The following is a 14,420-nucleotide window of genomic DNA, read 5'->3' on the forward strand; positions in this document are numbered from 1 at the left end:
ATGCCTGCCGCGGGTCCCGCCGGGACCCGGGGACCTACGGGACCTCGACCCAGACCGCCTCGGACGGCGTGCCCTTGTCGTCGGTGACGAAGAGCATGTACCAGCCGGAGGGGACCAGGGCGCGGTTCTTGGGGACCTTGACCTCGATGCCGCCGGCGGTCTTCTTCACCTCCAGGGCTATGGAGCGCTGGTCCACGTCGGTGACGTGGGTGACGGCGCTGGGCCGCATCAGCTTGGCCGTCTTGATCCTGGCGGCGTCCGGGGTGGTGAAGACCCCGCTGCCGCCGCGCTTGATCTTCGCCGGGCCGCCGGTGACCTTGGGCTTGGCGTCCCGGTAGAGGTAGGGCGGGGTGTAGATCTCGATGCGCTGCTCGAAGACGCCCGGCTTGGTGTTGGCCTTGTCGGCGAAGAGCGAGTCCGAACCGAAGATCATCACCCGGCCGTCGGGCAGCAGCACGGAGCCGGAGTGGTAGTTGCGCCCGACCCGCGGGTCGGCGACCCGCGTGTACGTCCCCGACTTCGGGTCGTAGGTGCGGGCCTCCAGCACGTTGGAGTCGCCGCGGCCCCGGTAGTCCTCCGACCCGCCGGTGACCAGGACGGTGTCGTCCGGCATCAGCGAGGCGCTCGGGTAGCGGGTGCCCCGGTCGAGGGAGGCGCCGTCCTTGAAGCGCGGCTTCGGGTCCTTGAGGTCGACCAGGCGGGACTTCTCGCTGGACTTCTCCGACTCGCCGACCCCGCCGCCGCCGATGACCATGAACCGCTGGTCCTGGGCGGGCGGCAGCATGACGGTGGCCGAGGTCTCCATCTTGTCGGCGTCGCTCAGGCCGGGGATCTTCTCGAACGTGTTCTTCCCCAGGTCCCAGACGCCCGGGTCACGGCCGATGTCGGCCGGGCCGTACCCGGCGTTGGAGCCGGAGTAGAACAGCTTGCCGTTGTCCATCAGGAAGATGGCCGGGTAGGTGGGGAAGCGGCGCTCGAAGCCGGTGTACTTCCACGTCTTGGTCTTCGGGTCGTAGATCTCGTCCTTGCCGGGGACGATCTGCCCGATCTCGTCGAGGCCGGACAGGGCGAGGACCTTGCCGTCCTTGAGCGTGGTCAGCGTCGGGTACCAGCGCGCCTCGTTCATCGGGTCGACCTTGACGTACTTCTCGGCGACCGGGTCGAACTCGAAGGCGTCGCGGATGCCCTGGAAGTCCTTCTTGTCGAGGGCGAGCTTCTGCGCCATGCCGTAGACGTTGCGGGCGTCCTTGCCGGTCAGGCCCTCGACCTTGTAGTTGTCCTCGGTGCCGGTCTCGAACTCCTTGCCGGACTCCTCGGCCTCGACGTAGATCCGGCCCAGTCCGGGCTGGGTGCGCTGGAAGCGGCCGGTGGTCTTGTCGAAGATCTTCTCGGCCTTCTCCACCAGGACCGGGTCCTTGGAGACGAACGTCTTGCCGTTGGCCTTGCCGGTGAACCGGGTACCGGCGGGCAGGGTGATCGGCTTGTCCGGGTCCTCGTTGTGGACGATCATCAGGCCGCCGGCCTTCGTCACGTCGCCCTGGAGCTTCTCGTACCGCTTGGTGCCGCCGGCGATCAGCAGCTTGCCGTCGGGGAGCTGGGTGTGCCCGGAGCAGAACATGTCCTTGGGCGTGGGGATCTTCTTGAACCCGTTGGTCTTCGGGTCCCACAGGACCGACTCGAACTTGTTCGCGTCGAAGTTCTTCTGGTTGTTGCCGGAGCCCGCCACGAGCAGCACCTTGCCGGTGTGCAGCAGTGCCGCGTGGATGGTGTTGATCCGGAACTCGGAGGGGACGTCGAGGAAGTCCCAGTGGCCGTTGGCCGCTTTGTACTCCGGCTTGTTGATCGTGTAGTCGTGGTACTTCTCCGAGCCGTACCGGTACAGGGCCGGCCCGTTGAACCCGGCGACCACCGCAACCACCGCCGTGCCTATCAGGATGCGACGGGCGCGGTTCCTCCGGTGGTTCGGCCGGACGGGCAGGCTGCTCATTTGTTACGTCCCCCAAGGGCGATCTGCATGGTGTCGTTCTGCTCGGCCCAGCTCGGGCCGGCCGGCTGCGCGGGGTCCACGGCCGGGGTGGGCGGCTGCGCGGGGTCCACGGCCGGGGTGGGCGGCTGCGGCGGCCGGCCCGCTCCGTGCCGGGCGGGGCGCTTCTTCTTCTCCTGTCGCAGCATGTGCCGCCAGACGAAGATCGGCGTCGCGGTGATCAGGGTGGCGAAGGTCGCCCAGATGATCATCGCGGGGTGGGAGTGCCCGAAGACGAAGCCGGCGGTGATGGAGGCGCCGAAGATCCCGATGAAGTACCAGTGGTAGCGGAAGGTCCCGAACCACCTGTCGGGGCTCGCCGAGTCGCCCTTGGGGGTGACCACGAACTTGCTCTTGCGGCGGAGGGCGGAGTCGATCAGCGCCTTGGCGTAGAGGGGCGCGGACAGCGCGGACATGAGCATGCCCGCGACACCGCCGGAGCCCTCCGGCTCGTGCGGGGAGACGTTGTGCCGGCGGTTCCAGACGTAGAGGCCGATCTGGAGCGCGGAGGCGTTGCCGTAGAGCATCAGCCACACGGTGGGGTCGATGTTCACGCCGGAGGCGCCCAGGCCCAGGAACAGCGCGCAACTGAGAGCGGCGAGGATCCAGTTCAGGGCGGACATCGGATAGAAGATGATCATCATCGTGTAGTTGAAGAGCTTGCTCGGCGGCAGCGAGTACCAGCCCTTCCAGTACTGCTTGAGGATCGTCTCGTACGTACCCCGCGACCAGCGCATCTGCTGGGTGAAGAAGTCCGTCCAGGCGCTGGGGCCCTCGCCGACCGCGAGCACGTCCGGGGTGTAGACCGAGCGCCACTTGTTGCCCGTCGCCGGGTTCTTGTGGCGGTGGATCTCGAAGCCGGTCGCCATGTCCTCGGTGATCGAGTCGTACAGGCCGCCGATCTGCTTGAGCGCCGTGATGCGCACCGCGTTCGACGTGCCGACGAACATGGGCGCGCCGTAGCGGTTGCCGGCGCGCTGGATCAGGGCGTGGAAGAGGAACTGCTGCGACTCGGCGGCCTTGGTGACGAAGTTGTCGTAGTTGCCGTAGACCTGCGGGCCGATGACGAAGCCGATGTCCGGGTCCCGGAAGAAGCCCAGCATGCGCTCCAGGTAGTTGGGCAGCGGCACGTGGTCGGTGTCGACGGAGGCGAAGAAGTCGTACTTGTCACCGTGCGCGTCCAGCCAGGCGTTGTAGTTGCCGTGCTTGGTCTTGGCGCGGTGGGGGCCGGTGGGCTGGTTCCACTTGTCGATGCCCTTGCGGGAGAAGTGGTGCACGCCCAGGCGCTCGCAGACGGCCTTGACCTCCGGGTCGTTGCCCTCGTCGAGCAGCCAGACGTGCATCAGGCCGCGGTGCCGGATCCTGACGGCGGCCTCCAGCGTCTTCGTCACCATCTCCAGGGGCTCCTTGCCCGGGACGAAGGAGGTGAGGAAGGCGACCCGGGTGCCGGACTCCGGCACGACCGGGACGGGGTCGCGGGCGACCAGCGTCGCGTGCGCGTTCGACAGGACGTTCATGCACCGGAAGAACTCGATCAGGCCGATCGAGACGAGCATCACGATGTCGAGGGCCGGCAGCCAGTCGAACGCGGGGTAGTCGCGCTCGGTCCAGTGCGACGGCTGGAGCAGCCAGACCAGCAGGACCAGCGACAGCACCGGGGCGGCGGCGAGCATCAGCGCGACGCGTATGCGGTGCGGCTCCTGCGAGATCAGGGAGCGGTACTGCACCGTGTACGGCTTGTTCGGGTCCGGCTGGGTGAGGGGTCCGGCGAGCCGGCTGTAGTGCTCGTAGTCGTAGCGCGGCAGCGGCTTGGCGGCGGCGCGCTGCCGGGCCCCGCCGCTCCGGAGCTGCGGGGGAACCCGGAGCTGGGTGGTGTGGGACGGGTCGTTGTCCTGCCGGGCGCCGCTCGGCGTCGACGTCATGAGTCTTCCCCCCGCACGCATACTGGCTGCGTGTTTGGTCGTGTTCCTTCGTCCGGAGCGCGGTCCCCCCTGGACCGGCGCGTCCTGACGTGTCAGTGGCAGGCCGCCGTCCGTGAAGACATGGAACGACGACCTTCCGGTTGCATGATGCCTGTCACGGCACCGCGTGCGTGAACGGGGCCCCCGCCCTGCGGTCCCCGCAACCGGGGCATCCCCCCGCGACTGCCGCCAACTGCACGAACCACATGCCCCATTGAGGCGCACCGGTTCCAGGATAGGGTCTACGGCCGCCCCGCTTGATCGCAAGGGTGAAAAGGACCGCTTACCGGGCATATGCGTGCTTCGGGTGCCGTATGGCAGCGAGAGCACGACTGAGGCCCCCTCACTCGTGGTGAGGGGGCCTCGGCCTCGCGTGCGCCGCCAGGGACTCGAACCCCGGACCCGCTGATTAAGAGTCAGCTGCTCTAACCAACTGAGCTAGCGGCGCCTGCTGACCTGCACAACTTTACCCGATGTCCGGGGGTGGTCCGGACCGCCGGGTCCCGGCGGGCCCCGGCGGGGCCCGATCGCCGGGCCGCGCCCGGCCTGTCGGCTGGCAGCTTTTTCCCTTTCAACCGTCAAAATGCGACATGTCGGGACAGTTGCGACACTGGCGCCCGTACCGCAGTACCGGAAGAACCTGGAGGGGACCTGCATGGCAGCCGTACCGGTCTTCGAGGAGTACGAACCCGCCGCCGACTGTCCCTGCGCCGGCTGCGCCCGGCAGCGCCGCGAGACGGCCCTCCGCCTGGCCGTGCGGGCCGGCGGCCACCCCGCCGCACACGGTGCCCGCCGCGCCCTGGTCCTGTTCACCGCCGCCGGGGTGGCCCTGGGCGGCGGGGCCGGGGCGGGCGGCGCGGCCGCCGTCACCCACCCGGCCGGTCCCGCGGGACCCCTGGGGGCCGGTGCCGCCGGGCCCGTGCGAGACCGGGACGAACCGGACACCCCGACCCCGCAGGGCGGCGCCGGGCCGCTGCACGGGAGACCGCACGCGGGGCCGGCGAGCGGGCACGTCTCCGCCCCCGCCCTGCGCGCGTCCACCCGGACCGAGATCATCAACCGCGCCAAGCGCTGGGTCGCCGCGAAGGTCCCGTACTCGATGGAGAAGTACTGGACGGACGGGTACCGCCAGGACTGCTCGGGCTTCGTCTCGATGGCCTGGAACCTCGCCGGCAACGAATGGACCGGCTCCCTCGACCGGTTCGGCGTCCGGCTGGACCACTCCGAACTCCAGCCCGGCGACATCCTGCTCTTCCACAACCCGGCCGACCCCAACCGGGGCTCGCACGTCACCCTCTTCGGCGGCTGGACCGACTACACGCACACCTCCTACACGGCCTACGAGCAGACCCGGCCGCACGCCCGCCGGCTGGCCACCCCCATGGCGTACTGGACGAACGCCGGCCGGTACGTCGCCTACCGCTACAAGGGCCTGAGCGGCGGCGCCCTCGGCAACCCGGGCAGCCCCGGCGCGTCGGTCGCCTACCCGGGCCCGGGCTCCTTCGGGCCGGGGGCGGACAACCGCTACGTCACCCGGCTCGGACGGATGCTCGTGGAGCGGGGCGGCAAGCGGTTCTACCGGTCCGGGCCGGGACCGCGGTGGAGCGAGGCCGACCGGAGGGCGACCCGGGCCTTCCAGCGGGCGCAGGGCTGGATCGGGCGGGACGCGGACGGGCTGCCCGGGCCGCACACCTGGCGGCTGCTGGTCACCGGGGAAGGCCGGGACATCCCGGCCGGCTCCGGCGCGGGGGCCCCGGCGCCGCCCTTCCCGGGGCGGGCGCACTTCAGGCCCGGGCGGTCGAGCGACCACGTCGAGCGGCTCGGGCGCCAGTTGGTGAAGCGCGGCTTCGGCGCCCACTACCGCTCCGGCCCCGGGCCGCGCTGGGGCGAGGCGGACCGGCGGAACGTCGAGGCGTTCCAGCGGGCCCAGGGCTGGCGCGGAGCCGCCGCCAACGGCTACCCGGGGCCCGAGACCTGGCGGCGGCTGTTCCGATGACGGATCACGAGGAGGCAGGGTTGAGTACGGCGACGCCGGAGGGCGGCGGGACGACGGCCGGGCGGCGGGTCCCGGTGATCGGGAACGAGACCACCGGGCCGATCCCGGTGCACCTGCTGTTCCGGGACGACACCGAGGCGGACCCGGGGACGGTGACCACCGGGCCGGTCACGGTCGTACGGGACCGGGCCGCCTCCGGGGCGCGGCCCGCCGGCCGGGTCCCGGTGCGGGTGCCCGCGCCGGCCCGGCGGTCCGCCCCGGCGGCCGACCCCGAGCTGGCCGAGCGGCCCGGGCCGGTGCTGCCCGGGTGGGCCGGGGTGGCGGCCGGGACGGTCGCGCTGGCCGGGTGCGCGGCGGTGCCCTGGTGGACGGGGGCGGTGCCGCCGGCGGTGACCGGCATGCTGGGGCTGCCGTCCCGCCCGTACCACGGGATCCCGCTCGGGGTCTGGGCGGTGCTCGCGCTGGGCGTGCTGGTGGTGCTCTTCGCGTTCGGCGGGCTCGTCCGGGGCAGGGTGGGGTACGCCTGGGTCCTCACCCTCTTCGGGGACTACCGGGGCAGCGTGCGGCGCACGGGGCTCATGTGGGTGAGCCCGCTGCTGCTGCGCCGCCGTGTCGACGTACGGCTGCGGCACTGGCGCAGCGAGCCGCTCCCGGCGGTCGACGCGCACGGCACGGCGCTGCGGGTGGTGGTGCTGGTGGTGTGGCGGATCCGGGACACGGTGCGGGCGGCGCTCGGGGTGGCGGACCACGAGCGGTACCTGCGCGAGCAGGTGGAGTCGGCGCTGGCCCGGGTGCTGTCCCGGCTCCCCGCCGACGCCGCCTCCGACCCCGCCACGGGTGGGGGCAACCCCGTGCCGGAGGACGCCCCGATGACGCTGCGGGACGCGGAGGTGGTGGGGGAGGCGCTGACGCGGATGCTGTCGGCGGAGTGCGCCCCGGTCGGGATCGACGTCTTCTCGGCGCAGCCGACCCGGATCGAGTACGCGCCGGAGATCGCCGCCGCGATGCAGCGGCGCCGGGTGGCGGCGATCGACGCCAAGCACCGGGACACGGTGCTCACCTCGGTGGTGGACGCGGTGGACGACATGGTCCACCGGCTGACCACGCGTGGTCTGGTCGAGCTGGACGACTACGACCGCAAGGCGCTGGTCAAGGACCTGACGGTGGCCTTCTACACGGGGCGGAGTGGTCCGGTCGAAGGCCCGTGATTGGTATGGACATGTTCAAGTGGCGTCCATACATTGGGACTTGGTCTAGACCGGATCCCCGCGCACGCGTGCAGCACGGCTCATGGAACGTCCCCCACCTCCACCTGGAGCGACAGCATGCGACACAAGATAGGTACGGCCGTGGTGGCCCTCGGTGTGACCGGGGCCTCCCTGCTGACCGCCGGCAGCGCCAGCAGCCACGGCTACACCGACTCGCCCATCAGCCGCCAGAAGCTCTGTGCCAACGGCACCGTCACCAACTGCGGCAACATCCAGTGGGAGCCCCAGTCCGTCGAGGGGCCCAAGGGCTTCCCGGCCGGCGGCCCCGCCGACGGCCGGATCTGCGCCGGCGGCAACGGGCAGTTCGCCGAGCTCGACGACCCGCGCGGCGGCAACTGGCCCGCCACCAGGGTGACCGGCGGTCAGTCCTTCACCTTCCGCTGGCAGTTCACCGCCCGGCACCGCACCACCGACTTCAGGTACTACATCACCAAGGACGGCTGGAACCGGACGGCGCCGCTCACCCGCGCCGCCCTGGACCCCCAGCCGTTCCTGACCGTCCCCTACAACGCCCAGCAGCCGCCGTCCACGCTCAGCCACCAGGGCACCATCCCGGCCGGGAAGACCGGCAAGCACCTGATCCTGGCCGTCTGGACCGTCGCGGACACGGCGAACGCCTTCTACGCCTGCTCCGACGTGCAGTTCTGACGGCCGGACAGGAACGCTCCTTCCGCCCCCGGTAGGGCCTGCCCCACCCCGCGTACACCCGCTGGGGCCATGGTGGCGCCGTGAGCCCGGCGCCTACCGTGGTCCCCATGGATCCCCGTACGCCCTGGCAGGCCCTGACCAGGGGCGACTACCTGCTCGGCGGCTGGCCCTGGCGGTCGGCCGGCTACCTGGCGGGCGGCGTGCTCGTCGGCCTCCCGCTGGCCGCCGTCCTGCTGGTGTCGGCCGCCTCCTCGCCGGTGCTCGTCGGCCTGCCGCCGCTGCTGCTCGCCGGGGTCGCCCTCGGCGGCGTCGAGCGGCGGCGGCTGCGGCTCGTCGACACCGAACCGGCCGAGGACCCGCACCGGACACCCGGGGAACCGGGCCTGCGGGCCTGGCTGCGGGTGCGGGCGGGCGAGCAGGCCACCTGGCGGGAACTGGCGTACGCGCTGCTGCACGGCTGCGTCCTGTGGCCGCTGGAACTCCTCGCGCTCGCCGTGGCCCTGGGCGCGCCGCTCGCCCTGATGGCCACCCCGGCGCTGCTCGCGCTGGACGGCCAGGAGGTACGGGTGCTGAAGGGGCCGCTCGTCACCACCTACCCGGCCGCCTTCGCGGCCGCCCTGTGCGGGCTGCTCCTGCTGCCCGCCCTGCTGTACCCGCTGGGCGCCCTGGCCGGTGCCCGCGCCGCCCTGACCCGGCTGCTCCTGGCGCCCCGCGACGCCGAGCTGAGCCGCCGCGTGGGCGAGGTCACCCGCTCCCGCGCCCGCCTGGTCGCCGCCTTCGAGGCCGAGCGCCGCCGCATCGAGCGCGACCTCCACGACGGGGCCCAGCAGCGGCTGGTCGCCCTCACCATGACGCTGGGCCTCGCCCGGCTCGACGCCCCGCCCGGTCCGCTCGCCGACCGGCTCGCCCGGGCGCACGACGAGGCGGGACAGGTCCTGACCGAGCTGCGCGAACTGATCCACGGCATCCATCCGCAGGTCCTCACCGACTACGGCCTGGGCGCCGCCCTGACCGACGCCGCCGACCGGTCGGCCGTCCCCGTCGCCACCGAGGTGGACCTGCCGCGCCTGCCGCCGCCCGTCGAGAGCGCCGCCTACTTCGCGGCCCGCGAGGCGCTCGCCAACGTCGGCAGGCACAGCGGCGCGGCCCGCGCCCGGCTCACCGCCCGGCACTCCGGCGCCCTGCTGCGCATGGAGGTCGGGGACGACGGCCGGGGCGGCGCCGACGCCTCCCGGGGCACCGGCCTGACCGGCTTGGCCGACCGCGTCGCCGTCCTCGGTGGCACACTGGCGCTCGACAGCCCGCCGGGCGGGCCGACCGTGCTGCGAGTGGAGATCCCGTGCCGAGCCCTCTGCGAATAGTCCTGGCCGAGGACGGCGTGCTGCTGCGCGAGGGGCTGACCGGGCTCCTGGAGCGCTTCGGCCACGAGGTCGTCGCGGCGGTCGGTGACGCCGCCGCCATGCAGGGCGCGGTCGTCGAGCACGATCCGGACGTCGTGGTCACCGACGTCCGGATGCCGCCCGGCTTCCGGGACGAGGGGCTGCGGGCGGCCGTGGCGCTGCGGTCCGAGCGCCCCGCCCTGCCGGTGCTGGTCCTCAGCCAGTACGTCCAGCGGGCGTACGCGGCCGAGCTGCTGGAGTCCGGCGACGGCACCGGGGTCGGCTACCTGCTCAAGGACCGGATCGGGCAGGTCGAGGAGTTCCTGGACGCCCTGACCCGGGTCGCGTCGGGCGGCACGGTCGTCGACCCCGAAGTGGTCCGCCAGCTCCTGCGCCGTCACCGCGATCCACTGGCGGCGCTGACCCCCCGGGAGCGCGAGGTGCTCGCCCTGGTGGCGGAAGGCCACTCGAACGGCGCCATCGCCCGCCGGTTGTCGGTGACGGAGGCGGCCGTCGGCAAGCACATCGGCAACATCCTCGGGAAGCTGGACCTGCCTCCGGCCGGGGACACCCACCGGCGGGTCCTCGCCGTCCTGGCCTTCCTCCGCGCCTGAGCAGGCACGAGCGGGGGCGATCCCGCTCCGGCCGCCGCGCGCCGTGACACGAAGAAACCCCCCGCTTCCGCGAGGGGCTTCTTCCGTCTGTGCGCCGCCAGGGACTCGAACCCCGGACCCGCTGATTAAGAGTCAGCTGCTCTAACCAACTGAGCTAGCGGCGCCTGCTGACAGAGTTAATACTACCCGGTCCGCACGGCGCTCCCGACCACTCGGCCGTGAGCTGGCTCACATCGGCGCCCGAAAGGTTTAGCGGCGTGTTTCGCCCTGGGTCGTGTCCACTCCCTAGAGCGCCAGGGAGAGCACCACCGGCGCGGCTCTGCGGTTCAGCGTGTCCGCCGCCGAGCGCAGCCGGTGCGCGTGCTCGATCGGGAGCGAGAGGGCGAGGCAGCCGACGGCCGATCCGGCGGTCAGCGGAACCGCCGCGCAGACCGTGCCCACCGCGTACTCCTGGAGGTCGAGCACGGGGACGGTCGGCGGCTGGCTGTCCAGCTTGGAGAACAGCACCTTCTCGCTGGTGATCGTCCGGGAGGTGAGCCGGGCGATCTTGTGACGGGAGAGGTGGTCGCGGCGGCCGTTCTGATCGAGCTGGGTCAGCAGGCACTTGCCGACGGCGCTGGCGTGGGCGGCGGAACGGAAGTCCACCCACTCGTTCACCTTGGGGGTGTGCGGGCCGTCCGCCATCTGTGTGATCTTGACTTCGCCGTCGATGTACCGGCTGATGTAGACGGCGGCGCCGACCGAGTCGCGCAGCTCGGTGAGCGTCTCCTGGAGCTTGCTCTCCAGGGCCTCGCGGCGGGTGGCGCCGGAGCCCACCAGTACCAGGGAGTCGCCCACGACGTAGGCGCCGTCGCTGACCTGCTCGACGTACCCCTCGCGGCGCAGCATGAGCAGCAGCGGGGTCAGGTGGCCCGCCGGGAGCCCGGTCTCGCGTGCGATCTGGACGTCGGTCACCCCGCCACCGTGCCTGGAGATCGTTTCGAGAACACGCAGGGCGTACTGCACCGAATGGAACGGCGCGGTCGGCTCGGGCTTCAGCGCCACGGTTTCCCCCTACCAGGTTGTGACCGCAAGCTTCCGTACCACGATAGCGGCCAAGAGCCGTTTCGTGGGCTCCTGTTGACAAGAATCTGTTCCACCCCACGCGCATACGCTGGGGCGGGACACCGGGGCATATGCCCACGGCAAACTTCCGGGCGGTAACGAGAGGTCAGGGCACCGCGTCGACGGGGTCACGGGCCCGTGCGGGCGCCGGGTTCGAGAAGATTTTCACCCGGCCCCCGGCCGGGGAGCGGCCGTCACGCGCCCGTGCGCCGCCGGCTCAGTCGCGCCCGGGCACGTACCCGCGTTCCTTGTCCACCACGTTCGGCAGCGGCCGCCCGGCCGCCCACAGCTCGAACATGTCGACGAACTGCTCCCCCACACGGTCCCGCCAGCCCACCGTGTCCCCGCTCATGTGCGGCGAGACGATCAGCCCGGGCACGTCCCACAGGGGGCTGTCCTCGGCCAGCGGCTCCTCGGCGAACACGTCCAGCGCCGCCCCCGCGATCCACCGCCTGGTGACCGCCGCCACGAGGTCGTCCTCCACCACCAGCGCGCCGCGCCCCACGTTGACGAACCGGGCCGACGGCTGCATCAGCCCGAAGCGCCGCGCGTCGAACATGCCCCGGGTCTCCTCGGTCAGCGGTGCCGCGCACACCACCCAGTCCGCCCGCGTCAGCAGCAGGTCCAGCTCGTCGGCCCCGTGGACGCGCGGCCGTGCCGTCCGCCCCACGACCGCGGTCCGCACCCCCAGCGCCCGCAGGGTGCCGGCGACCGTCCGGCCGATCGGCCCGGACCCGACCACCACCGCCCGGCTCCGGGCGACCGGCAGGCTCTCGCGGTGCCGCCAGTGGTGGCGCCGTTGCAGCTCCAGGGTGCCGGGCAGGTCCTTGGCCATGGCGAGAACCAGCCCCGCCACGTACTCGGCGATCGGCTCCTCGAACACGCCCCGCGCGTTCGTCACCACCGTGTCCGAGGCGACCAGTTCCGGACACAGCAGCCGGTCGACCCCCGCGCTCGGCGTGTGCACCCACCGGGGCCGGGGCCCGCCGCCGGGCCAGGCCGCGCGGACCGCGTCGGAGGTGAAGTCCCACACCAGCAGGACGTCGGCGGAGGGCAGCGCCTCGGCGAGGGTGCGCCCGTCGGCGTATCGGACGTGGACCCGCCCGGTCAGCCGGCCGAGGCGGGGCGGCGGGTCGGCCCGGAGGACGAGCAGGGTCGGCGGCGTCATCGGTCGACCACGGTGGCACCCGGACCCACCGTCGTCAACAAGACGGCCGGGCGCGGCGCAGGACTATCCGCGGGGAGCGGGGGCAGCCGTCACGGGCGGGCCTCCCCGGGGCGCACCGGCCCCCTGCGGGAGGTGCCGTGCCGTGCGCCGGCGGACCCGGCGCGGCGGGCGGCGGCGGGCCCCGGGCCCGGTGCCGGCGGACCCGAAGGACAGGAGGGCGTGACATGACGACGGTGGGCCTGCTCCATCCCGGGCACTCCGCCGAGGACGACTATCCCCGGATCGAGACGCTGCTGACGGGCGTGAACGTGCCGATCGTCCACACCGGCCCCGGTGAGGACGCCCACCGCGTCGACGCGCTGCTGGACCGCGGTTCCGCGGAGCGGCTGGCGGCCGGGACGGAGGAGCTGCGGCTGTCCGGCGCCGAGTCCGTGGTGTGGGCGAGCACCAGCGGCTCGTTCGTGCACGGCTGGGACGGGGCCCAGGAGCAGATCCGCACCCTGGCGGTGACGGCCGGGCTGCCGGCGTCGAGCACCTCGTTCGGCTTCGTCCACGCGGCGCGCGAGGTGGGGGCCGGGCGGGTGGCGGTGGCCGCCGCGTACCCGGAGGACGTCACTCGGCTGTTCGTCCGCTTCCTCGGGGCGGCGGGCATCGAGGTCACCGGGGCCCGGTCGAGCGGGGTCGCCACGGCCGCCGAGGCCGCCGCCTGGGGGCCGGAGCGGGTGCTGGAGCTGGTCCGGGCGGCCGACCGTCCGGACGCCGAGGCCGTCCTCGTACCCGGCACGGCGCTGCACACGGTGGCGTGCCTGCCGGAACTGGAGGCGGCGGTGGGCAAACCGGTGCTCACGGCCAACCAGGTGACCGTGTGGGAAGGGCTGCGGCTGGCGGAGCGGCGCGGGGCGTGGTCGGCGGACCTGGGGACGCTGTTCGCCCGCAAGGGGGAATAACCGGAGAGGCCCTCCTGTTGACGGTGGTCGTCCGCACGTTCCGCGCAGGAGGGTCCCACCGGTGAGTCACGACGCCATTCGAGGCACGGCGCGGGGGACCGCGCCCGTACCCCTGTCCGTACTGGACCTGGTCACGGTGGGCAGCGGCCGCACCGCCACCCAGGCCCTGGGTACCAGCGTCGCCCTCGCCCGGCTGGCCGAGCACCGCGGCTACCACCGCCACTGGGTCGCCGAGCACCACTCCATGCCCGGCGTGGCCTCCTCCTCCCCGGCCGTGATCCTCGCGCACCTCGCCGCCCACACCGAGCGCATCCGGCTCGGCTCGGGCGGCGTCATGCTGCCCAACCACGCCCCGCTCGTCATCGCCGAGCAGTTCGGCACCCTGGAGGCCATGGCCCCGGGCCGCATCGACCTCGGCCTCGGCCGCGCCCCCGGCACGGACGGCGCCACCGCCGCGGCGCTGCGCCGCACCGACCGGCTGAGCGAGGGCGCCGACGAGTTCCCCGAGCAGCTCGCCGAGCTCACCCGGTTCCTCGACGACGACTTCCCCGACGGCCACCCCTACGCCCGGATCCACGCCGTGCCGGGCCCGGTGCAGGGCCCTGCGGGCCGGCCGCCCGTGTGGCTGCTGGGCTCCTCGGGCTTCAGTGCGCGGCTCGCGGGGATGCTGGGGCTGCCGTTCGCGTTCGCCCACCACTTCTCGGCGCACAACACGGTCCCGGCGCTGGAGCTGTACCGGGACTCGTTCCGCCCGTCCGCGGTGCTCGACGAGCCGTACACCCTCATCGGCGTCTCCGCGCTGGCCTCGGACGACGAGAAGGAGGCGCGGCGGCAGGTGCTCACCGGCGCCCTGTCCATGGTCCGGCTGCGCACCGGGCGCCCCGGCCTGATCCCCACGCCGGAGGAGGCGGAGGCGTACGCGTTCAGCGCCGCCGAGCGGGACTTCGTCGACGGCTGGCTGGCAAACGTCGTGCACGGCACGCCGGACGCGGTCCGCGACGGCCTGGACGGCCTGCGGAAGCGGACCGGTGCCGACGAGCTGATGATCACGGCCAACGCGCACGGCGCGGAGGCGCGGCTGCGCTCGTACGAGCTGATCGCGGACGTCTACGACCTGCCGGATGGTTCTCCCTCGGGAACGGGCGCACAAGGTTCCTAAGGCAGGCTTAAACCGCTCGTCACCTGTGGTGGCGAGCGGTTCTTCCTGTGCGGACGCGGGCCGTGACGAGCGGTTTTGCCCGGAGATTGGTCTAGTCCTCATTTGGTCCGGACCATTGACGCGGTGTTCGCGCGGCGGTTATCACTTCGTCAA

11 protein-coding genes and 2 tRNA genes are annotated in these 14,420 nt (G+C 72.7%); 7 read left to right on the top strand and 6 right to left on the bottom strand.

Annotated elements, in window-relative coordinates:
- Positions 1-34 precede the first annotated feature (34 nt).
- From ACF068_RS14200 to ACF068_RS14210, 3 genes are all read right to left on the bottom strand, one after another.
- Positions 35-1,987, bottom strand: coding sequence for a galactose oxidase-like domain-containing protein (locus ACF068_RS14200; protein ID WP_392274503.1), 1,953 nt, complete (start codon positions 1,985-1,987; stop codon positions 35-37).
- Positions 1,984-3,945, bottom strand: coding sequence for a glycosyltransferase family 2 protein (locus ACF068_RS14205; RefSeq protein ID WP_392274504.1), 1,962 nt, complete (start codon positions 3,943-3,945; stop codon positions 1,984-1,986). The genes ACF068_RS14200 and ACF068_RS14205 overlap by 4 nt, the downstream gene beginning before the upstream one ends.
- Positions 3,946-4,358: 413 nt before the next feature.
- Positions 4,359-4,432 (bottom strand) — tRNA-Lys (locus tag ACF068_RS14210).
- Positions 4,433-4,639: 207 nt separating this feature from the next.
- Between ACF068_RS14210 and ACF068_RS14215 the strand changes: the two genes are divergently transcribed.
- The 5 genes from ACF068_RS14215 (at position 4,640) to ACF068_RS14235 (ending at position 9,889) form a co-directional block, all read left to right on the top strand.
- Positions 4,640-5,980: a peptidoglycan-binding protein gene (locus ACF068_RS14215; RefSeq protein WP_392274505.1), complete on the top strand. Its 1,341-nt coding sequence runs from the start codon at positions 4,640-4,642 to the stop codon at positions 5,978-5,980.
- A gap of 20 nt (positions 5,981-6,000) precedes the next feature.
- Positions 6,001-7,188 (top strand): SPFH domain-containing protein, encoded by a 1,188-nt coding sequence (locus ACF068_RS14220; protein ID WP_392274506.1) that lies wholly within the window; start codon positions 6,001-6,003, stop codon positions 7,186-7,188.
- A gap of 117 nt (positions 7,189-7,305) precedes the next feature.
- The gene (locus ACF068_RS14225; RefSeq protein ID WP_392274507.1) at positions 7,306-7,896 is read left to right on the top strand and encodes a lytic polysaccharide monooxygenase; all 591 of its coding nucleotides are present in this window, start codon (positions 7,306-7,308) and stop codon (positions 7,894-7,896) included.
- Between the two features lie 107 nt (positions 7,897-8,003).
- Positions 8,004-9,257, top strand: coding sequence for a sensor domain-containing protein (locus ACF068_RS14230; RefSeq protein WP_392274508.1), 1,254 nt, complete (start codon positions 8,004-8,006; stop codon positions 9,255-9,257).
- Positions 9,236-9,889 (top strand): response regulator, encoded by a 654-nt coding sequence (locus ACF068_RS14235; protein WP_392274509.1) that lies wholly within the window; start codon positions 9,236-9,238, stop codon positions 9,887-9,889. Before ACF068_RS14230 ends, ACF068_RS14235 begins: the two co-directional genes overlap by 22 nt.
- Positions 9,890-9,979: 90 nt before the next feature.
- Here the strand turns inward: ACF068_RS14235 and ACF068_RS14240 are convergent.
- The 3 genes from ACF068_RS14240 to ACF068_RS14250 all read right to left on the bottom strand — a co-directional run bounded on the left by ACF068_RS14240 (position 9,980) and on the right by ACF068_RS14250 (position 12,161).
- Positions 9,980-10,053, bottom strand: a tRNA-Lys gene (locus ACF068_RS14240).
- A gap of 121 nt (positions 10,054-10,174) precedes the next feature.
- The gene (locus tag ACF068_RS14245; protein ID WP_392274510.1) at positions 10,175-10,933 is read right to left on the bottom strand and encodes an IclR family transcriptional regulator; all 759 of its coding nucleotides are present in this window, start codon (positions 10,931-10,933) and stop codon (positions 10,175-10,177) included.
- 277 nt (positions 10,934-11,210) lie between these two features.
- A complete protein-coding gene (locus ACF068_RS14250; RefSeq protein ID WP_392274511.1) occupies positions 11,211-12,161 on the bottom strand; it encodes a D-2-hydroxyacid dehydrogenase in 951 nt (316 codons plus the stop codon).
- A 224-nt stretch (positions 12,162-12,385) separates the two neighbouring features.
- On the opposite strand from ACF068_RS14250, the gene ACF068_RS14255 reads away from it, so the two are divergent.
- Both ACF068_RS14255 and ACF068_RS14260 read left to right on the top strand, forming a co-directional pair.
- Entirely contained in the window at positions 12,386-13,108 is a 723-nt protein-coding gene (locus ACF068_RS14255) for a decarboxylase (RefSeq protein WP_392274512.1), read from the top strand.
- Between the two features lie 61 nt (positions 13,109-13,169).
- Complete coding sequence (locus ACF068_RS14260; RefSeq protein WP_392274513.1) at positions 13,170-14,267, top strand: LLM class flavin-dependent oxidoreductase; 1,098 nt, start codon at positions 13,170-13,172, stop codon at positions 14,265-14,267.
- Positions 14,268-14,420: the final 153 nt, after the last annotated feature.

The sequence above is a fragment of the Streptomyces sp. NPDC016309 genome (assembly GCF_043077235.1).
Taxonomy (GTDB): Bacteria; Actinomycetota; Actinomycetes; order Streptomycetales; family Streptomycetaceae; genus Streptomyces.